We start from the raw sequence: 21246 nt of genomic DNA on the forward strand, positions 1-21246 counted from the left end.
CATTCCCGGCAAGTCGAATGCGGAAGATCACGTGTCGAACTCCACCTGGTGCGGGCGCAAGGCCCGCACCGTGGTCGAGAACGTGGAGCAGATCGTAGCGGGCGAATTGCTGATGGCGGCGCAGGCGCTGACCCTCGTTGAGCCGCTGGCGAAGGACTATCCGCTCGGCCGAGGCTCGCAGGCGGCGATCGGGGCTATCCGCGCAATCATCCCGCCCGCGCTCGACGGCGACCGCTGGTACGCCACCGAGATGCGCCAGGCGCTCGATCTCGTGCGCTCCTGCGCGGTGGTCGAAGCGGTCGAGAGCGCTATCGGAGCGCTGGAATAGGGAAGGCGTCCGCTCCGAAACCGCCCCGGTTTCGGAGTGGCCTCCCTCAGTGCAGGATCTGGCTCAGGAAGAGCTTGGTGCGCTCGTGCTGCGGGTTTTTGAAGAACTCGTTGGGTGTGTTCATCTCCACGATCTGCCCGTAATCCATGAAGATCACGCGGTCCGCGACCTGACGGGCGAAGCCCATCTCGTGGGTCACGCAGAGCATGGTCATGCCCTCTTCCGCGAGGCCGACCATGGTGTCGAGCACTTCCTTCACCATTTCCGGGTCGAGCGCCGAGGTCGGCTCGTCGAACAGCATGATCTTGGGGTTCATGCAGAGCGAGCGGGCAATCGCCACGCGCTGCTGCTGGCCGCCCGAGAGCTGGCCGGGATATTTGTTGGCCTGTTCCGGGATCTTGACCCGGGTCAGGTACTTCATGGCGACCTCTTCGGCGTCCTTCTTCGGCATCTTCTTCACCCAGATCGGGGCGAGCGTGCAGTTTTCGAGGATCGTGAGATGCGGGAAGAGGTTGAAGTGTTGAAACACCATGCCGACATCGCGGCGCACCTCGTCAATGCGCTTCAGGTCGTTGGTCAGTTCCGTACCATCAACGATGATGCGGCCCTTCTGGTGCTCTTCCAGGCGGTTGATGCAGCGGATCATGGTCGATTTGCCGGAGCCCGAAGGTCCGCAGATCACGATACGCTCGCCACGGCGGACATTGAGGTTGATGTCACGCAGCACATGGAACTCGCCGTACCACTTGTGCACGCTTTCGAGCGCGATGGCATCCACTTGGCCGGTCGCGCTTCGGTCTCTTGTCGGCATTAAGGTCTCTCTCATGTGAATGGTGCGCGAGAAATCAGTTCTTCAGGGGCAATGCACGAGGGGCGAGAACCTCAAGCGGCCTGCCGCGCGGATCGTTCTTCTCCGCCTGACGGGATGCGCGTCGCTGCGCGTCTTGCAGCTCGCGGACGGCACCGTCGTAGTCGAGGTTCACGACCCGACGGTCTCTTACGACTACTTGCCCATCCACGTAGACGTCACGTACTGCGCGTTCGGCTGAACAATGGATCAGGTTCCGCAAGGGGTCGTGGACGGGTTGCATGGCGGGATGATTCAAATCCACAAGGACGAAATCCGCCTTTGAACCCGGAGCAAGCCGACCGATATCCGTTCGCCCCAACGCGGTCGCGCCACCAACCGTCGCTGCCGTGAAGAGGGTGGCTGTGTCGAGATCGAACACGCTGCGCCCTGAAACACGCGAGCAGATCATGGCCTCGCGCATCTCTTCGAGCATGTTGAAGGGATAGCTGTCGGTGCCGATGCCGACATTGACGCCCGCCCGACGATAGGCGCCAAGGCTTTCGAGGGTCATGCCGCTGCGGGCAAAGGTGACCGGGCAATGGGCTATCGAGGTGCCGCTCTTGGCGAGGCGTCCGAGATCATCTCGCGTCCGTTGCCGGGTCCAGGAGTGGTGGTCGAGGAAGATACTGTGACCGAGGATCAGGTCCGGCCCCAGGATACCGAGGCGTTCAAGAAAGGCTGGCGCAGTCTCGCCGGTTCGGCGCAGCAGCTCCTCATGTTCGGCCATGGTTTGTGCGGCGTGGATCGTGACGGGTATCGAGCGCTTGCGGGCCTCGGCCGCTGCCTCCTGCAGTAAGCGCTCCGAGCAGGTCTCGATCTGCGACGGTGCCACAACACCCTCAAGCCGGTTGCTTGGATGCGTCCGAACCCGGTCGATGAAGGCGAGGGCCTCCACATAGCGTTCGCGACCAGCGGCCTCGTTCCAGTCGAAATCCAGACGATGGCTGTCCACGACTCGCCAAGCGGCCTCGCGGAAGCCGGGGGCAAGGTAGACCCGCGCGCCGCTCTCCGCCGCAAGCGAAAGCCATTTCGGATGGGGCGAGGCGATGTCGAGAAGCGTCGTGACGCCACTGCGCATAAGATCGCCGAGCATAACCGTTTGGCAGGCTGCTTTGGCATCGTCGTCAGCGTCGAGAAGAGCCGAATACTCATAGAGCGCATTACCCCAGAGCGCGGCCGTGCCGATATCTTCGAACAGGCCCTTGGCGAGCGGTTCGTCGCCGGAATGGCAATGAACGTTCACGAAGCCGGGCATGACCAGGCATGAAATGCCCTGGATCTCCTGATCCACGCGGCCCTCGAAGCCGGGGCCGATATGGAGAATGCCTTTCGATGAGAAAGCCACGTCGACATTCTGTCGATAGACATGCTGCGCGGCTGCCTCGTCCCAGGAAACGACCCAGGCGGCGTTGCGAATTGCGGTAATCGTATCAGTCATGACCCATCCGGAAGTGACGCTCGAGGAAACGGCTATAGACACCCATGATCGTGCTGAAGAGCAGATAGACCGACGCCGCGAAGATATAGCCTTCGAGCACGGCAATGCCCTGCCATTGCGGATCGCGCATGGCGCTTCTGATGGTGTCGAGGAAATCGAGTAACCCGACGATCACCACGAGCGTGGTGTCTTGAAAGAAACCGATAAAAAGCGTGACCAGAGGCGGGATCATCGTCTTGATCGCCTGCGGCAGCACGATAAGGCGCATCATCTGCCAATAATGAAGCCCCATGGCTGCGGAGGCTTCGAACTGGCCTCGTGGAATGGCTTGCAACCCGCCGCGCACGATCTCCGCCACATAGGCGGCAGCAAAGAGGATGATCGCGATCTGGGCCCGCAGGAGCTTATCGATAGTCAATCCTTCCGGCATGAAGAGCGGCAGCATGACAGAGGCCATGAACAGGATGCTGATGAGCGGAACCCCGCGGACAAGTTCGATGAAAGCGATGGCGAGAGCGCGGATCACCGGCAGCTTCGATGCGCGCGCCAGTGCGAGCACGATTCCAAGCGGAAACGCGCCCGCAAGCCCGATGAAGGACAGCATGAAGGAGAGGGGAAGGCCGCCCCACTTGGAGGTCGGCACATAGCTGAGACCGAAAACGCCGCCGAGCATGAGGCAGAATAGGGCGGCAAGAGTGAGTCCCCAGAACGCGAGAAGCTTTCGTCCCCAAAAGGCGGGCCCCATCGAGATGCCGCAGCCGGCAAAGAAGAGCAGCAAGGCGGCGAGGGGCCGCCACTGCTCGTCATAAGGATAGAAGCCAAAGACCATGAAACGGACTTTGGATGTGAAGAACGGCCAGCAGGCTCCGCCGCTTGCCTTGCAGGTGGCCGGATCGCCCGTGAAGACCGCATCCACAACGAGCCATGTAAAGGCCTTCTGCAGAACAAGTACGATCAGGGCGAGGCATGTGACCGTGATGATCGCGTTTCCTGGGGTTCCGAAATAGGGCGCAGAGAGTTTGCGCCAGAGCCCAACTTGCTGCGGAGGGCTGACGCGCGGAGCCAGATCTGTCTTGACGAGTTGCATGCCATCACCCTCGCAATGCCACGCGGGCGTTGTACCAGTTCATGAAGGCCGAGATGCAGAGCGACAGTGAGAGATAGACCATCATGAAGATGGCGATCGGCTCAATGGCCTGGCCGGTCTGGTTCATGATCGTGTTCGAGACCATGACCAGGTCTGGATAACCGATGGCGATCGCGAGAGAGCTGTTCTTGAAGACATTGAGATAGGTGCTCGTCATCGGTGGAATGATAACGCGCAGCGATTGCGGCAGGATCACTAGGCGAAGCGCCAAGGGGCGATGTAAGCCGAGAGAGGCCGCAGCCTCCCATTGACCCTTCTTGACGGCTGTGATGCCGCTTCGGACAATTTCGGCCACGTTTGCGGATGCACTCAAGGAAAGGCCGACGAGCAACGCGACGAATTCCGGCATGAGCTGGGCGCCGCCTGCGATGCGAAAGCGGCCGATTTCCGGCCAGTCCATTGCCAATGTGGGTCTCAGCACCGCAAAGAACAGGAGCGGCGGGGCGATGACGGCGAGAAGAACGAGCGGCCAGCGGCGCCGCTCGACGCCCGTAACGACCCGCTTGTCGCGCATCTTTCGCGCGAAAGGGAAAGCCAAACCGATGCCGGCAATCAGTGCAAGGCTGATATAGGTCAGCTCCTGCGACCATTGGAGCGCCGGGACGATCAGGCCGCCATTGCTCAGATAGACATGGGGCAAAATCTGATATGCTTGCCGCGCTGGTGGCAAGGACGTGACGATGACCGCATACCAAAGAAAGAGGAACAGCAGCAGCGGCACGTTTCTCAGGACATCCACATAGACCATCGCAAGGCGCGACAGGAGTGGATTGGCTGAAAGGCGGGCGATGCCGACGAGCGTGCCGATCACCGTCGCGAGAAAGGCGGCGAGGATCGAGACGCGAACGGTGTTCATGATCCCGACGAGAAGCGCTCGCGCATAGGTATCTGACGGCTGATAAGAGATAGGGGACTGGCTGATCACGAAGCCCGCCTCGCGACTCAGATAGGCGAAGCCTGTGGTGATGTTCTGCCGAGCGAGGCTCCCCGTTGCGTTCGTAAACAGAAAATAGGCGATCAGTACGACTGATGCGGCACAAACAATTTGATAGAAGATCGCTCGCGCGCGCAGGTCGTAGATGATGCGCCACGGGCTTTGCGAAGCGGCGTGCATCTCTTGTCCCAGTGCTGAGAAGTGTGCGGCCGAGCGGCGCTGCTCATGCAGCGCCGCTCCCTTTGGATCGGATCAACGGAACGGGGGGGCGTAGAGCAACCCACCCTTCGACCATTGCTGGTTCGGGCCACGGGTCAGACCGAGTGCGGTCTTTTCGCCGAGATTGCGCTCAAACACGTCGCTATAATTGCCGATGCCTTTGATGATGTTGTAGGCCCACCGATTGTCGAGACCGATCATCTTTCCGAAGTCGCCGGTGACGCCGAGCATGCGCTGGATTTCGGGGTCCTGGCTCGAGAGCTGCTGATCCACGTTGTTCTTCGTGATGCCCTTTTCCTCTGCGGCGATGAGCGTATAGACCGACCAGCTGACGATGTCGCGCCAGTTCGAGTCGCCCTGGCGCACGACAGGAGCCAGCGGCTCCTTGGAGATGGTCTCAGGCAGAACTACGTAGTCGGCCGGATTGTTGGCGACGGCCCGGACCGAGGCGAGATCTGAACGATCGCTGGTGGTCGCGTCGCACCGACCGGAGAAGAAGGCGTTCCGGTTCTCGTCCGGGTTCTCGAAAACGACGGATTCGAACTTCTTGTTGTTGGCTCGAAAGAAGTCCGCGAGGTTCTGCAAGGTCGTCGTCCCAGGCAGAAGGCAGATGGCCGCGCCGTCGAGATCCTTTGCGTTGGAGATATTGAGTTTCTTGTGAACCATGAGCCCTTGGCCGTCATAGAAGACGGGCGGCCCGAAATCGAGTCCGAGCGAGTTGTCCCGGCTGAAGGTCATGGTGGTCTGCCGGGAGAGAATGTCGATCTCCCCGGACTGAAGGACCTGGAAGCGTGTGTTGATGTTCGTGGGAACGAAATCAACTTTGTCGGGACTGCCGAAAACGGCGGATGCGACCGCTCGGCAGATGTCCACGTCGAAGCCTGTCATCACGCCCTTGGAGTCGGGAACAGCGAAACCGGGCGTCGGCTGCGAGACGCCGCAGATGAGCTTGCCGCGCTTCTTCACGGCATCGAGCGTCGATTGCGCCGATGCAGGCGCTGATAGGCTTGTCAGACATGCTGCGGTCAAGCCGGCCAGCAGCATATTCATAGTCACTCGTTTCATGATCCCTTCCTCCGCATGTGACGCGTCGTTGCGCGCCTCTGGTGGACAAGGCATCTCTAAGAACGCCCTGCCGATGTTCCTCATTTGATGCCAGAGATTGTATTCAATTTGCCTTCTTTCTGGCGTCCAATGTGAGTTTGAACCCGCTCCTGGGCACGACTCTCGCCGAGCAAAGTGACTGGTGGCGTATCTGCGACAGTCGGGCGTTTCCCGAAATAAGCGGTAATTCTCTGTTTTTTATGGAATATTTTGGCTGTCTGGGCTTGTCGTGTCACATGGCTCTCTCCCGATAACGCCCGTTTTGTGTACATACTCGCGGACAAGACTGTATACATGTCGGTGCGGTAATCAAGGGGCTGGGTCTGATGAGCGCTCGCGATGCCGGACTTGCGGCAGGGTACTCTCGCGCAGCGAGATTAGAGTAAGGAATCTGGGGACACTGGCTGACACGATCACACCCCATATTGACGCCGTCAGTCGCGCATGCACCATATGTTGTAGTCATGGGTCTCTGGACGAACATCCAGAGCTAAGAGGGAATCCGGTGAGTCGAGAGGCGAATCCGGGGCTGCCCCCGCAACTGTGAGCGACGAGCGTTCTGCCATTAGCGTCACTGGTGAGTCATCACCGGGAAGGCCGGCAGGAGGCGATGACCCGCAAGCCAGGAGACCTGCCCAGGACTGACGATCATGTCCTCGGGCGGGGTGCCCCGATGGATCGCTTTGCGCCGCGCGACCCTGTCCATGCGCGGCCGCGGAATGCGCTCCTCGGCCCAAGCCCCCAACATATTGGGGTTGCCGAATGTCCTCTTCTCTCCATACCGAAAGCACCGCGCCAGCGGCGTTATCTCTTTCTTCCACATCGCCAGCGACGGCCCGTGCCGAGCCCGGCTATCAAATCATCCGCCGCAACGGAGGCGTTACGCCCTTCGATGCTTCGAAGATCGGCATTGCGCTGACCAAGGCGTTCCTCGGGGTCGAGGGCTCAACAGCTGCTGCTTCTCGCCGGGTGCATGAGGTCGTCGAGAGTCTGACGCAGGAGATTGTTTTGGGCCTCACCCGGCGCGCGGAGGCAGGTCGCACCTTTCACATCGAGGAAGTTCAGGATCAGGTCGAACTCGCCTTGATGCGAGGCGGACATCACAAGGTCGCGCGGGCCTATGTGTTGTACCGCGAGCAACGTGCGGCCGAGCGGGCGAAGGCTGCGCCGGCAACGGCGATCATAGCTCCCGAGTTTCATGTGACATTGGTCAATGGCAGCCGCATCGCGCTCGACATCGACCGGCTGAGAAACCTCATCAGCGAGGCGTGCGAGGGGCTGGCGGATGTTTCCGCCGAGGCCATCCTCACCGAGACCCAGCGCAATCTCTATGATGGCATCACAGAGGCCGAATTGGCGCTGGCGCCTGTCCTCGCCGCCCGCACGCTGGTCGAGCGCGAACCTGACTACGCCTTTGCCAGTGCCAGGCTCCTCCTGGACGGCTTGCGCAGAGAAGCGCTGAGCGCCGCGCATGGCGGCCGCCAGCAGGCGACGCAGGCCGAGATGAAAGACCGCTACGCTGCGTATTTTCCCGCCTACGTCGCAAAGGGGATCGAGGCGGAATTGCTCGATCCGGAACTCGCCCGCTTTGACTTGAAACGATTGGCGGCGGCATTGAAACCGGACCGTGATTTGAACTTCCAGTATCTCGGCCTCCAGACTCTCTATGACCGCTATTTTTTGCACATTGCAGGAACGAGGTTCGAGCTACCGCAGGCATTCTTCATGCGAGTTGCCATGGGACTTGCCTTGCGCGAGATCGGCCGCGAAGCGAGGGCGATCGAATTCTACGATCTGCTCTCGTCCTTCGACTTCATGGCCTCGACCCCGACGCTGTTCAACGCGGGCACCACACGGCCGCAGCTCTCGTCATGCTTCCTGACCACCATCCCCGACGATCTCGAGGCCATCTTCAAATCGGTCAAGGACAACGCCCTTCTGGCCAAATATTCCGGTGGCCTCGGCAACGATTGGACACCGGTTCGTGGGCTTGGGGCTCGGATCAAAGGGACGAACGGCGAGAGCCAGGGCGTTGTGCCTTTTCTAAAAGTGGCCAACGACACAGCCATTGCCGTCAATCAGGGCGGCAAGCGGAAGGGCGCGGTCTGCGCCTATCTTGAGACCTGGCACATTGACATCGAGGAGTTTCTCGACCTGCGCAAGAACACCGGTGATGATCGCCGCCGCACCCACGACATGAACACGGCGAACTGGGTGCCGGATCTCTTCATGGAACGGGTGTCCGAAGATGGCGCATGGACACTCTTCTCGCCTGATGAGGTTCCCGACCTTCATGACCTCTACGGCCTAGCCTTCAAAGCAGCCTATGAAACTTACGAGGCGAAGGCCGCGCAAGGTAAAATCAAGGTCTTTAAACAGGTCCGGGCGGTCGATCTGTGGCGGCGCATGCTGACGATGCTTTTCGAAACTGGGCATCCCTGGATCACCTTCAAGGATCCTTGCAACATCCGGTCGCCACAAGGCCATGTCGGCGTCGTGCACTCTTCCAATCTCTGCACCGAGATCACTCTCAACACCTCGCGGGATGAGGTCGCGGTGTGCAATCTTGGCTCGGTCAATCTCGCCCGTCATGTGACCCCGCAGGGTCTCGACCACGACAAGCTCGCCCGCACGGTCCGGACTGCTCTGCGGATGCTCGACAACGTAATCGACATTAACTTCTATACGATCCCGGAAGCCCGCCTCTCGAACCTTCGCCACCGTCCGGTGGGCCTCGGCCTCATGGGGTATCAAGACGCGCTCCATACTCTTCGCCTGCCGATCGCATCGGAAGATGCAGTCACCTTCGCCGACGAGAGCATGGAGGCGATCAGCTTCCATGCGATAGCAGCCTCCTGCGAGCTGGCCGCAGAACGCGGGCGTTGCCCGAGCTTTGAGGGTTCGCTTTGGTCGAAAGGTATCCTGCCCATCGACAGCCTCGAGCGCCTTTCCGAGGCGCGGGGAAGGCTAGATCTCGACCGTTCGTCGGTCCTTGACTGGTCGGCTCTGCGGGAGCGCGTCATGCATGTGGGCATGCGCAACTCCAACGTCATGGCCATCGCGCCGACCGCAACAATCTCCAACATCTGTGGCGTCTCGCAGTCCATCGAGCCGATCTTCCGCAATCTCTATGTGAAGGCCAACATGTCGGGCGACTTCACCGTGGTGAATCCGGCCCTTGTGCATGATCTTAAGGCACGCGACCTCTGGGACGAGGTGATGATCTCGGATCTGAAGTACTTCGACGGCAGCCTTGCTTCCATTGACCGTGTTCCGGACGACCTGAAGATGCTTTACGCCACGGCCTTCGAGATCGAGCCCTCCTGGCTGATCGAGGCTGCGGCCCGAAGGCAGAAATGGATTGATCAGGCTCAGTCGCTCAACCTCTACATCGCCAATCCGAATGGCCGGAAGCTCGATAGCATGTATCGGCTGGCTTGGGAGCGCGGACTCAAGACGACCTATTATCTGCGCGCGACAGCGGCGACCCACGTGGAGAAGTCGACGCTCAAGGGCACCGACGGCAAGCTGAATGCCGTCCAGGTCACTGCGACCTCGGTTTCAAGCGGCACCGGAGCCGAAGGCAAGGCATGCTTGATTGACGATCCTACCTGCGAAGCGTGCCAATAAAGCGATCTCGCAGACCTCGCACTGAATCGCCATCCCGAAAAGCCGCGCCACGCCGCGCGGCTCACCTCCCTTCAAGGAATGTCCCATGCTCGACTGGAATGAGACTCAAAACGCTCCGCTGCTCGCATCCACCTTATCTGCCAATCCTGCCGATACGACGGGGCTGGGCTCGATCGACCGCAGCGGCGGGCGCGTCAATGTTGACGACAAGGCGATGATCAATTGTCGCGCAGACGTGAATCAGCTGTTGCCCCTCAAGTACAAATGGGCCTGGGAGAAGTACCTGGCCGCCTGCAACAATCATTGGATGCCCACCGAGGTCTCGATGCAGGCCGACATTGCGCTTTGGAAATCCCGCGAAGGACTAACCGAGGACGAGCGGCGCATGGTGAAGCGTAATCTTGGATTCTTTGCCGCGTCCGAAAGCCTGGTGGCCAACAACATCGTGCTGGCGATCTATCGTCATCTCACGAATCCGGAATGCCGCCAGTATCTGTTGCGCCAGGCCTTTGAGGAAGCGGTCCATACGCATACCTTCCAGTATATCGTGGAGAGCCTCGGCCTCGACGAGGGTGAGCTCTTCAACATGTATCGCGAGATACCCTCGATCACCGACAAAGCCGCCTGGGCGCTCAAGCATACACAGGGCATCGAAAACCCATCCTTCGTCACAGGCACGCCTGAGGCGGACCAAGCCTTCCTGCGCGATCTCATCGCCTTCTACGTCGTCTTCGAGGGGATGTGGTTCTATACAGGATTCGCTCAGATCCTGGCGCTCGGCCGCCGCAACAAGATGGTCGGCATCGCCGAACAATACCAGTATATCCTGCGCGACGAGAGCATCCATCTCAACTTCGGCATCGACGTGATCAATCAGATCAAGATTGAGAACCCGCATCTGTGGACGCCGTCATTCCAAGACGAAGTCCGTCAGATGCTGCGCGAGGCGGCAGAGCTAGAGGCGGCCTATGGCCGAGATACGATGCCGCGTGGCTTCCTCGGCCTCAACGCCGCCTTGTGCGAGCAGTACATGCACTTTATCGCCAATCGCCGTTGCGGGCAGCTCGGACTGGCTCCCGTCTTCGCTGAGGCCGAGAACCCGTTCCCGTGGATGTCGGAGGCGATGGACCTTAAGAAGGAAAAGAACTTCTTCGAGACCCGCGTCATCGACTATCAGAGCGGAGGTGCTCTGGCTTGGGACTGACGCTGAGGCGGAGTTGCTCGGGTGCTCCCCAATGAGGTGCGATGACCTTAAGTTGGGGAGGTCGTCAAGTATTCGGCGTGAAACGCGCCACGAGGGTATGTCTGTCGCCGGGATAAGTGAACCGCACCCAGGTAATAGGGCGGAGATTGCTCCAGGTGCGGCGCTCGACGACGAGGCAGGCCGACCCCTTGGTGACCCCAAGCGATCGAGCCACCTCCGCTGAGGCACCGACGGCCTGGATGCGGTGCTCGGCCGTGCTCCAGGGCACCTGCCGAAGCAGCCATTGCCCGGGCGGCGTGGTGGCGAAATCCGCGTCCGATACTTCAGGGACCGCACTCGCATTGATCCTCCGCTCCTCCACGCAGAACGGCTTCTTGCCGGCGTAGTGGACGCAGAGCAGTTTTACGAGGCGTGTGGCCTCGTTGATGTCCATCAGGCGCCGATCCTCGGCGCTGGCCTGCCGCTCACTCCGCTGCACGAGGGCATAGGCGTAGGGAAGCCCGAGCGATTTTACCTCGGTCTCTATGTCATGGATTTCGAGCACGGCGGACTGCGCGCGCGGCTGACTGACAAAGCTGCCGGCCTTCCTGTGGCGCTCAATCAAGCCGGACTTGGCAAGCTGGGTCATGACCTTGTTCACGGTCATGCGCGAGCATTGATATTGCTCGGCGAGGTCGACCTCGAACGGCAGGCGGAAACCCGGCTGCCATTCGCCCGACACGATCCGGCTCTCGATGTCGCTCAGGATCTTCTGGTGGAGGGTTGTTTCCTTGGCGTTTCCGTTCGCCACGTCGCGCTCATCCTTCTCAACTCTTCTGGTCCGCTTTAGCGCAGCGTCGGCGTAAGCAGAAATGAAAATCTTCAGCCCGTGTCGCGGGCGAGCAGGTCGCTCATTGCCGCACGGAAGCGCGCCGAGATCTGATCGCGGCGGATATGGCGTCCGTGTTCCGCCTGTTTCCGGCCGCGCACCCAGACCGTGTCGATCCCTACGCCGCTGGCAAACACGAAATGGTCGAGGAGGTGTTCCGCAGAAAGCCAAGGAACTTCCGATATATCGAGGGTCATAAGATCGGCAGGTTTGCCAGGCTCGATCCCACAGGTGCTGCCGAGCGCCTGCGCGCCGCCCTCAAGCGCCCTTTGAAGGAGGGCGAGGCCAGTCGACCCGCCAGGAGGAGCGATTACGTTGCGGGAGTGGCGGGCAAGTCGCTGTGAATATTCGAGCAGCCGTAGCTCCTCGGAAAGGGAGATCAGGATGTTGGAATCCGAGCCGACACCAAAGCGACCGCCGCTTTGCAGGAAAAGAGGCGCCGAAAACACCCCATCGCCGAGGTTTGCCTCCGTCACGGGACATAACCCGGCGACCGCGCCGCTTTCGGCCACGCGACGCGTTTCGGCTTCCGTCATGTGGGTGGCGTGAATGAGACACCAGCGCCCGTCAACGGGCGCGCAGTCAAGCAACCATTCCACTGGCCGCGCCCCAGACCACGCGATGCAGTCTTCCACCTCCTTCACCTGTTCGGCGATGTGGATATGGATCGGCCCGTCTTGAGCGAGAGGCTGGATGGCAGCGAGCTCCTGGGGCGTGACCGCGCGCAGGCTGTGCGGTGCGACTCCGAGAATGCCACCGGGCAAGCGGGCAACGATTTTCGCTGACCGTTCCATCAGGCTTGCATAGCGATCGAGATCGTTGATGAAACGGCGCTGTCCCTCAATCGGCGCGCTCCCTCCGAAACCCGAATGGGCGTAGAAGACCGGCAGCAGCGTGAGCGCGATGCCTGCCTCCGCACTCGCTGCCGCGATTCGTTCGGCCATCTCGGCCGGGTTCGCGTAGGCCGTGCCGTCCTTATCGTGATGCAGATAGTGGAATTCGCCCACGCGGCAGAAACCGGCTTCCAGCATTTCCATGTAAAGCTGCGCGGCCACCGCCTCGACGTGATCAGGTTCCATGGAGAGCGCGAAGCGGTACATGACTGCACGCCAACTCCAGAAACTATCATCGCCAGGCCCGCGGGTTTCGGCCAGGCCGGCCATTGCGCGTTGGAAAGCGTGGCTATGCAGGTTGGGTATTGCGGGCAGCAGGAAACGGTGACGCTCGTCTCCCGGTTGGGCAGCGACTCCCATCTCCACACTGTCGATATGCCCGCCTGAAAGAAGAACCCGCACATCGCGCGCAATGCCGTTTGGCAGCAGTGCGTTCTCGGCATGAATGACGGTCATCGCGGTCTCCTCGCCTAGCGTTCCGCCGAATTTCCGGCTTGCGTGGATGTCAATTAAGTATATACATAAAGACGAGCGGACACGCAACAAGGTGTGACAGGGAAACGAGAGCATGGCGGAAGGCGATCGCATCTGGACGAATGCTCGGCTTGCAACGCTTGACCCGCGCCTGATCGGACTGGGTGTGGTGGAGAGCGGTGCACTCGCCGTCCGCGACGGGCGCATTCTGTTCGCCGGTCCGGCGGCTGAGTTGCCGGCTCCTTATGTTGCACGTGCTGAGGTCGTGGACTGCGAGGGGCGCTGGATCACGCCTGGGTTCGTCGACTGCCACACCCATCTTGTTCATGCTGGAAACCGCGCGCGTGAGTTCGAGATGCGACTCGCTGGCGCAACCTATGAGGAGATTGCGCGGGCAGGGGGAGGCATCGTTTCGTCCGTCTCGAGTGTGCGGGCTGCAAGCGAAGACGATCTCGTGCGCGAAAGCTTGCCGCGGCTCGATGCATTGCTGGCGGAAGGCGTCACCACGGTCGAGATCAAGTCCGGTTACGGACTGACTGTCGAGCATGAGCTGAAGATCCTGCGCGTAGCTCGCAGGCTCAGGGAGGAGAGGGCGGTCTCGGTGACCGCCACCTATCTCGGCGCACATGCGCTGCCCCCCGAATACAAGAGCCGCGCCGATTTTCTGCGGGAGGTCGTGCTGCCAGGGCTGGAAGCCGCACATGCAGCGGGTCTCGCGGATGCAGTTGACGGCTTCTGTGAGGGCATCGCCTTTTCCCCCGAGGAAATCCGGCTTGTTTTCGATGCTGCCAAAAAGCTCGGCCTGCCGGTCAAATTGCACGCCGACCAACTCTCCAACCTGTCCGGCGCAGCGCTTGCTGCGGAATACGGAGCGTTGTCAGCCGATCATCTGGAATATGCCGACGAGAGAGGCGCCGCCGCCATGGCCCGCGCCGGTACGGTAGCTGTCCTGCTCCCTGGGGCCTTCTATTTTATCCGCGAGACGAAGAAGCCGCCGGTCGATCTCTTCCGCAAACATGGCGTGAAGATTGCGCTCGCCACCGACAACAATCCCGGTACGTCGCCGCTTACTTCCGTGCTTCTGACGATGAATATGGGTGCGACCCTTTTCGGTCTCACCGTCGAGGAGTGCCTTGCCGGTGTGACACGCGAGGCCGCCCGCGCGCTTGGTCGTCAGCCGGAGATCGGCACGCTGGAGTCCGGCAAGGTCGCCGATCTCGCCATCTGGGACATCGAGGACCCTGCCGAGCTCGTCTACCGGATGGGCTTTAACCCGCTCCACGCACGCGTGTGGAGGGGGCGGGCACAAGTTCAGGCCTGAGAAGAGGCAAATCATGACCATCATCCTGCATCCTGGCGCGGTGTCGCTCGACAATCTTGCCGCAATTTACTGGAATAACGTGGCCGCCAAGCTCGACCGCGGCAGCGACGCCAATATCGGGAAGGCCGCTGCCCGCATTGCGGCCATCGCCGCCGGCAACGAGCCAGTCTACGGCATCAACACCGGCTTCGGTAAGCTTGCCTCGATCAAAATTGACGCCGCCGATACGGCCACACTCCAGCGCAATCTCATCCTCTCCCATTGCTGCGGCGTGGGGGCGCCACTGTCGGAGAATATCGTGCGCCTCATCATGGCGCTGAAGCTCATATCGCTCGGACGCGGTGCCTCCGGCGTGCGGTTGGAGCTGGTGCGCCTGATCGAAGACATGTTGGAGAGAGGTGTGACACCGGTCATCCCGGAAAAAGGGTCTGTCGGCGCCTCGGGGGATCTTGCGCCACTCGCCCACATGGCTGCGGTGATGATGGGAGAGGCCGAGGCCTTCTATCAGGCTGAGCGGTTGCCCGGCCGTGTCGCTCTGGAGCGGGCGGGACTCAAGCCGGTGGTGCTCGCAGCCAAGGAAGGACTTGCCCTCATCAATGGCACGCAGGCATCCACCGCCTTGGCGCTCGGCGGCCTGTTTCGCGCCCACCGCGCTGCTCAGGCGGCACTGATTACTGGGGCCATGTCAACCGATGCGGCCATGGGCTCGTCCGCGCCGTTCACGGCCGAAATCCATACGCTGCGCGGCCACAGGGGCCAGATCGACACCGCTGCGGCTCTTCGCGGATTGCTAGAAGGATCGGCTATCCGCCAGAGCCATCTGCACGGCGATGAGCGCGTGCAGGATCCCTATTGCATCCGCTGCCAGCCGCAAGTGGACGGAGCCTGCCTCGACCTTTTGCGCATGGCTGGCCGCACGCTTGAGATCGAGGCAAACGCGGTGACGGACAATCCACTCGTACTGTCGGATGACAGCGTCGTTTCTGGCGGTAATTTTCACGCTGAACCGGTCGCCTTCGCCGCCGATCAGATCGCGATGGCGGTATGCGAGATCGGTGCCATTGCTCAACGCCGCATCGCGCTGCTCGTCGATCCGGCGCTATCCTATGGTCTGCCTGCGTTCCTGGCGAAGAAGCCGGGGCTGAATTCCGGCCTCATGATCGCGGAAGTCACATCTGCTGCGCTGATGAGCGAGAACAAGCAGATGGCACATCCCGCCTCTGTCGACTCGACGCCGACCTCGGCGAACCAGGAGGATCACGTCTCCATGGCTTGCCATGGCGCGCGACGGCTCGTCCAGATGACTGAAAACCTGTTTGCCATCATCGGCATCGAGGCCTTGGCAGCAGCTCAAGGCATTGAGCTGCGCGCCCCGCTGACCACGAGCCCGAAACTGCAGACGGTCATCGCTACCCTGCGCTCCGTCGTGCCGACGTTGGAGGAGGACCGCTACATGGCGCCCGATCTGGATGCCGCCGCGGCGCTCGTTGCCGACGGCAGGTTGATCGCCTGCGTCTCGGCCAGCCTGCTGCCGGTGCTGGAGGTATAACATGTCCCCTGTCTTCGAGATCAGCCGCGGCTCTTCGCCCGTCATCCTCGCTTTTCCGCACACGGGCACGGAGCTACCGCCGGAGATTGCCGCGAGGCTTAACGACAACGGTACGATCCTGGCTGACACCGATTGGCATATCGACACCCTTTATGCCGGCCTGCTGCCCAAGGTGACGACGGTTCGGGCGACGTTCCATCGCTACGTGATTGACGCCAATCGGGATCCGTCTGGGGCGAGCCTCTATCCGGGCCAGAACACTACCGGCCTCATCCCCGAGACCGATTTCGACGGTAAGTCCCTCTGGAAATCGGGGGAGGAGCCGACCGAAGCCGACATTTGCCGTCGCGTGGAGCAGTTCCATGCACCTTATCATGCCGCGCTTTCGGCCGAGATCGACCGAGTGAAGGCACTGCATGGTGTCGCCGTCCTCTACGACTGCCACTCCATCCGTTCACATATCCCGTTCCTGTTTGAAGGACGGCTGCCGGACTTCAACATCGGCACTCACATGGGGCGCGCCTGCGATCCAGCGATCGAGGCCGCCGCCGTCGAGTCTGCGCGCGCGGCGGAGGACTACACCCATGTGCTGAACGGCCGCTTCAAAGGAGGATGGACGACACGGCACTACGGTCGACCGGAGAGCGGCGTCCATGCGATCCAGATGGAACTCGCACAGTCGACCCATTTGATGGCTGAAACCCCGCCCTACGCCTACGAGCCCGCAAAGGCGGAAGCACTCCGCGTCCAGCTGAAAGCCATTCTCGAGCGCATCGAAGCGATCGCGCTTCGTCTCGGACATTGAGAGGACAAGATCATGACCAATCCGCGCCACAACGTTCGCGAGGTCCGCGCGCCAAGGGGCACCGAACTCAACGCTAAAAGCTGGGTCACGGAAGCGCCGCTGCGCATGTTGATGAACAATCTCGATCCGGATGTCGCCGAGCGCCCGAATGAGCTTGTTGTCTATGGCGGCATCGGCCGCGCCGCTCGCACATGGGAGGATTTCGACCGTATTGTCGCAACCCTCAAGACGCTGAACGACGACGAAACGCTCCTGGTACAGTCCGGCAAACCTGTCGGCGTCTTCCGGACGCACAAGGACGCGCCGCGTGTGCTGATCGCTAACTCAAACCTCGTTCCGCACTGGGCGACCTGGGACCATTTCAACGAACTCGACAGAAAGGGGCTGGCCATGTACGGCCAGATGACCGCGGGTTCCTGGATTTATATCGGGACCCAGGGGATCGTTCAGGGCACCTACGAGACATTCGTTGAGGCTGGCCGCCAGCACTATGGCGGCAACCTGACGGGCAAGTGGATTTTGACGGGAGGCCTCGGCGGCATGGGTGGTGCCCAGCCGCTGGCGGCCGTCATGGCTGGCGCTTGCTGCCTGGCTGTCGAGTGTGATGAGACTCGCGTCGATTTCCGCCTGCGCACACGCTATCTCGACGCCAAAGCGCATACGCTCGACGAGGCGCTCGCCATGATCGATCAATGGACGAAGGCAGGAGAGGCGAAGTCTGTTGGTCTCATCGGCAACGCCGCTGAGATATTCCCTGAAATCGTGCGCCGCGGCGTGAAGCCTGACATCGTCACCGATCAGACTTCAGCCCATGATCCGATACATGGCTATCTTCCGGCTGGCTGGACGGTGGCCGAATGGCGCGCGAAGCAGGAAAGCGATCCGAAAGCCGTGGAGGCAGCGGCCCGCGCTTCGATGAAAGTCCATGTCGCTGCCATGGTCGACTTTTGGAACATGGGTGTCCCAACGCTCGACTACGGCAACAACATCCGCCAGGTGGCCAAGGAGGAAGGGCTGGACAACGCTTTCGCATTTCCTGGCTTCGTGCCGGCGTACATTCGTCCGCTCTTCTGCCGTGGCATCGGCCCCTTCCGCTGGGCGGCGCTTTCGGGCGACCCGGAGGACATCTACAAGACAGACGCCAAGGTCAAGGAGTTGCTGCCCGACAATGCTCATCTGCATAACTGGCTTGACATGGCTAAGGAACGCATCTCCTTCCAAGGGCTGCCAGCGCGGATCTGCTGGGTAGGCCTCGGTGACCGTCATCGCCTCGGCCTGGCGTTCAACGAGATGGTGAGAAACGGCGAGCTGAAGGCGCCGATTGTCATCGGCCGCGACCATCTCGATTCAGGCTCGGTCGCTTCTCCCAATCGCGAAACGGAGGCAATGAAGGACGGCTCCGATGCCGTCTCCGACTGGCCGCTGCTCAACGCACTCCTCAACTGCGCTTCCGGTGCGACTTGGGTGTCGCTGCACCACGGTGGTGGCGTGGGCATGGGCTTCTCGCAGCATTCAGGCATGGTCATCTGCTGCGACGGCACAGACGATGCCGCGCGCCGCATCGAACGCGTCTTGTGGAACGATCCGGCTACAGGCGTCATGCGCCATGCCGATGCAGGCTACGACGTCGCGTTGGACTGCGCGAGGGAAAAGGGCCTGCGCCTGCCGGGCATCCTTGGTAACTGAGGCGAGGCTAAGATGCGGATTATCCGGCGCCGGGATTATTCACGTATGCCATGGAAAAACGGGCAGGGCCTCACCGAGGAGGTGATGGCCTTCCCGGCTGGCAGCAGCGTTGAGAGTTTCGACTGGCGCCTCAGCATTGCGCATGTTGGTACGGACGGCCCGTTCTCGGTCTTCCCCGACATCGAACGGACCATTGCGCTTCTCGATGGCGAAGGCCTGGCGCTTGATCTGCCTGAGGGGCGCACGGTCACGCTCGGGCCGGGTTCAGAACCGTTTTCCTTTCCAGGTGACTGGGTGATCAGCAGCCGCAATCTTCGGGGGGCGACGACCGATCTCAACATGATGACCCGTCGCGGCCGTTACAGGCACTTCATGCGCCGAGAGACTGTGATTGGCACGCTGGCCGTTCAGGCGAAGCATGACGCTCTACTCGTCTTCAATGCCATGGCCCGGGTGCGCAGCGGCGTTGAACAGGCCGAGCTTGCCCGGTGGGACACGGTTCGACTGGAGCCGGGTGAACGCCTTTCGGTGACGTCCGAGGGAGCGGTTGACCTTTTTCTAATCGACGTGAGGCCGGAGCTGTAAGGATCTGTTGCGGCCTTCCTAGAAAACAGAACGACATCGCTGCCTGTCGATCGCCTCCGATCCCGCAGGGCCGGCTTGACCGCTAGCCTGATCGCATCGCAACGATGCCGTCGTGATCGATGGTCTTGAAACAAGGGATCGGGACGGAATGTTATAGGTTCAGCCTGAGCATTTGGAGGGCTAGGTGGAGCCAGAACCGCCAAATGAGACAGCGCGGAAGCCGGTCCCGACAGACATCGCGTCGCAGGGCGGCGACTCACACGGCGCGTTCACCAGGGGCGCCCTCGATCGCCTCCTCGATGAGCCGTGGCCTAGGGCCGGGATGCGGATGCACAGCATCAAAAGCGATCGGCTCGCAGAGTTTGGCGCTTCATCGAAGCTGAACGTCGAAAGGACGTTCATCGCGCTGCTCAAGGAGGAGGGACGCCGCTGCGCTGATGAGTTCCTCTTAAGACATGGCGATGATCTTGGTCGGCGGTCCACACTTGGATGTGCTGTTGGCGGAGGCTTAAGCCAATGACGCTGATCGGACTTGCCGGAATGCTTGGCGGACTCGGTCTTCTGATCGCACTCGCCTTCCGCGGCTGGAGCGTGCTGCTGCTTGCGCCAATCGCGGCACTTGTTGCGGCCCTGTTCTCCCGCGAACCTCTTCTGGCGCACTGGACCCAAACTTTCATGGGCAGTGCTGCAGAGTTTCTTGCGCGCTTCTTTCCCTTGTTTCTGCTTGGCGCGCTATTCGGCAAGTTGATGGAGGACAGCGGGTCGGTGACCGCCATCGCGACCTTCATGACGCAGCGGATGGGTCCACAGCGGGCGATGCTGGCAGTCGTGCTCGCTGGTGCGATGGTCACCTACGGGGGAGTTAGCCTCTTCGTCGCCTTTTTCGTTTTGGCGCCCATGGCGCAGGAACTGTTTTGCACCGCCAATATCCCCCGCCGGCTGATGCCGGCGGCGATCGTGCTCGGCACCTCGACCTTCACCATGTCGGCGCTGCCCGGCACGCCGTCAATCCAGAACGCGATTCCGATGCCGTTCTTCGGCACCACGCCATTCGCCGCACCGGGGCTCGGCATTCTGGCGGCGCTGATCATGCTTGGCTTCGGCCTGTGGTGGCTCGGTCGCGAGGAGAGAAGGGCAAAGAGGATCGGCGAAGGTTTTGGCGACGGTGCACCGATGCCGGCCGGTCGTCTCGCAACCGATGAAAAATTGCGGGAGCGGGCAACCGCTGCGCGTGAGTTTGATCCGGCGGAAATCGTGCATGGCAAGCAAACCGATAGACCACCGTCAATCACACTCGCTGTCCTGCCCCTTGTCGTGGTGGTCGCCGTCAATCTCGCGATGTCGCAGTTCATCCTGCCTGCACTCGACACGCACTATTTGGCGGACCCTCGTTTCGGCGGCGTCTCGCTTGCGGATCTCGGCGGCATCTGGGCGGTGATCACCGCACTCACTTGCGCTATCGTCACGGTACTTGCGGTGAGCCATGGACGATTGCCGGCTCCCCGCGCGACCTTAGACGCCGGCGCCAATGCGGCAGTGCTACCGGCGATGAATGTTGCGAGCCTGGTCGGATTCGGCGCGGTCGTGGCCGCAATGCCTGCGTTCGCAGTGGTGCGCGATGCTGTTCTCGGTATCGGCGGCAGCCCCTTGGTGTCGCTGGCGGTCGCTACTAATTCACTTGCCGCTCTGACCGGATCGGCATCCGGCGGCCTGACGATTGCACTGGACGCGCTTGGCGCGACTTACTTGGAGCGAGCAACGTCGATAGGGCTCGATCCAGCTCTCCTGCATCGCGTGGCGGTGATCGGATCGGGCACCCTTGATAGTCTGCCGCACAATGGCGCGGTGGTGACGCTGCTCGCGGTCTGCGGCTCGACGCATCGCGAGAGCTATCGCGACATTGTCATCGTCGGAATCGTTGGCCCCGTGATAGCGCTTGTTTTCCTGATCGTGATCGGCTCAATGGTCGGGCCCTTCTGAGCCGGCTGGAATACGCACGCTCCAATACTGTGACTGGCCCGATACGGCCGCTTTCGCGCGGCCCAGCGGATCACATATCTCCATTAGATCGCTACCGATACCCCATTCTTGTTGTCCTTCAAAAAGAACAAAATGCCTCTTTGTGGGTAGGTCATTATGGGCGCTAAAGTCCTATTAAATTAGGGTAGGGGACCACTTTCTCTGTCATCGAGAGAAGGGCGGTTTTATTCC

At 61.2% G+C, this 21246-nt stretch carries 16 protein-coding genes and 1 riboswitch; of the genes, 9 read left to right on the forward strand and 7 right to left on the reverse strand.

What is annotated here, in order from left to right; genetic code table 11:
• The coding region (locus HB375_RS04310) for an aromatic amino acid lyase (RefSeq protein WP_167671763.1) at nucleotides 1–328 on the forward strand (328 nt) is incomplete at its 5' end.
• A gap of 46 nt (nucleotides 329–374) precedes the next feature.
• On the opposite strand, the gene HB375_RS04315 is transcribed toward HB375_RS04310, so the two are convergent.
• The 5 genes from HB375_RS04315 to HB375_RS04335 all read right to left on the reverse strand — a co-directional run bounded on the left by HB375_RS04315 (nucleotide 375) and on the right by HB375_RS04335 (nucleotide 5981).
• The gene (locus tag HB375_RS04315) at nucleotides 375–1139 is read right to left on the reverse strand and encodes an amino acid ABC transporter ATP-binding protein (RefSeq protein ID WP_167671764.1); all 765 of its coding nucleotides are present in this window, start codon (nucleotides 1137–1139) and stop codon (nucleotides 375–377) included.
• 34 nt (nucleotides 1140–1173) lie between these two features.
• A complete protein-coding gene (locus tag HB375_RS04320) occupies nucleotides 1174–2616 on the reverse strand; it encodes an amidohydrolase family protein (RefSeq protein WP_167671765.1) in 1443 nt (480 codons plus the stop codon).
• Nucleotides 2609–3703: an amino acid ABC transporter permease gene (locus HB375_RS04325; protein WP_167671766.1), complete on the reverse strand. Its 1095-nt coding sequence runs from the start codon at nucleotides 3701–3703 to the stop codon at nucleotides 2609–2611. The genes HB375_RS04320 and HB375_RS04325 overlap by 8 nt, the downstream gene beginning before the upstream one ends.
• Before the next feature lie 4 nt (nucleotides 3704–3707).
• Nucleotides 3708–4877 carry an amino acid ABC transporter permease gene (locus tag HB375_RS04330; protein ID WP_167671767.1) on the reverse strand — a complete coding sequence of 390 codons (1170 nt, stop codon included), beginning with the start codon at nucleotides 4875–4877 and terminating at the stop codon, nucleotides 3708–3710.
• 72 nt (nucleotides 4878–4949) lie between these two features.
• On the reverse strand, nucleotides 4950–5981 hold the full coding sequence (locus tag HB375_RS04335; protein ID WP_167671768.1) for an amino acid ABC transporter substrate-binding protein: 1032 nt from the start codon (nucleotides 5979–5981) through the stop codon (nucleotides 4950–4952).
• Between the two features lie 488 nt (nucleotides 5982–6469).
• Nucleotides 6470–6673: riboswitch (cobalamin riboswitch) on the forward strand.
• A gap of 109 nt (nucleotides 6674–6782) precedes the next feature.
• On the opposite strand from HB375_RS04335, the gene HB375_RS04340 reads away from it, so the two are divergent.
• Entirely contained in the window at nucleotides 6783–9650 is a 2868-nt protein-coding gene (locus HB375_RS04340; RefSeq protein WP_167671769.1) for a ribonucleoside-diphosphate reductase subunit alpha, read from the forward strand.
• Nucleotides 9651–9735: 85 nt separating this feature from the next.
• Nucleotides 9736–10854 carry a ribonucleotide-diphosphate reductase subunit beta gene (locus HB375_RS04345; protein ID WP_167671770.1) on the forward strand — a complete coding sequence of 373 codons (1119 nt, stop codon included), beginning with the start codon at nucleotides 9736–9738 and terminating at the stop codon, nucleotides 10852–10854.
• A 64-nt stretch (nucleotides 10855–10918) separates the two neighbouring features.
• On the opposite strand, the gene hutC is transcribed toward HB375_RS04345, so the two are convergent.
• Nucleotides 10919–11644, reverse strand: coding sequence for a histidine utilization transcriptional repressor HutC (hutC, locus tag HB375_RS04350; protein WP_167671771.1), 726 nt, complete (start codon nucleotides 11642–11644; stop codon nucleotides 10919–10921).
• Between the two features lie 71 nt (nucleotides 11645–11715).
• Nucleotides 11716–13071, reverse strand: a complete 1356-nt coding sequence (locus HB375_RS04355; RefSeq protein WP_167671772.1) for a formimidoylglutamate deiminase — start codon at nucleotides 13069–13071, stop codon at nucleotides 11716–11718.
• 112 nt (nucleotides 13072–13183) lie between these two features.
• Between HB375_RS04355 and hutI the strand changes: the two genes are divergently transcribed.
• From hutI to HB375_RS04385, 6 genes are all read left to right on the forward strand, one after another.
• Nucleotides 13184–14410, forward strand: a complete 1227-nt coding sequence (hutI, locus tag HB375_RS04360; RefSeq protein WP_167671773.1) for an imidazolonepropionase — start codon at nucleotides 13184–13186, stop codon at nucleotides 14408–14410.
• A 13-nt stretch (nucleotides 14411–14423) separates the two neighbouring features.
• Nucleotides 14424–15959, forward strand: coding sequence for a histidine ammonia-lyase (gene hutH, locus HB375_RS04365; RefSeq protein WP_167671774.1), 1536 nt, complete (start codon nucleotides 14424–14426; stop codon nucleotides 15957–15959).
• Between the two features lies 1 nt (nucleotide 15960).
• The gene (gene hutG / locus HB375_RS04370) at nucleotides 15961–16764 is read left to right on the forward strand and encodes an N-formylglutamate deformylase (RefSeq protein ID WP_167671775.1); all 804 of its coding nucleotides are present in this window, start codon (nucleotides 15961–15963) and stop codon (nucleotides 16762–16764) included.
• 12 nt (nucleotides 16765–16776) lie between these two features.
• Nucleotides 16777–18450: a urocanate hydratase gene (gene hutU, locus HB375_RS04375; protein ID WP_167671776.1), complete on the forward strand. Its 1674-nt coding sequence runs from the start codon at nucleotides 16777–16779 to the stop codon at nucleotides 18448–18450.
• Between the two features lie 12 nt (nucleotides 18451–18462).
• On the forward strand, nucleotides 18463–19035 hold the full coding sequence (locus tag HB375_RS04380) for a HutD/Ves family protein (protein WP_281409324.1): 573 nt from the start codon (nucleotides 18463–18465) through the stop codon (nucleotides 19033–19035).
• 525 nt (nucleotides 19036–19560) lie between these two features.
• On the forward strand, nucleotides 19561–21015 hold the full coding sequence (locus HB375_RS04385) for a GntP family permease (RefSeq protein WP_167672490.1): 1455 nt from the start codon (nucleotides 19561–19563) through the stop codon (nucleotides 21013–21015).
• Nucleotides 21016–21246: the final 231 nt, after the last annotated feature.

Origin of the sequence: Microvirga terricola, assembly GCF_011777495.1 — a bacterium.
GTDB classification, from domain to species: domain Bacteria; phylum Pseudomonadota; class Alphaproteobacteria; order Rhizobiales; family Beijerinckiaceae; genus Microvirga; species Microvirga terricola.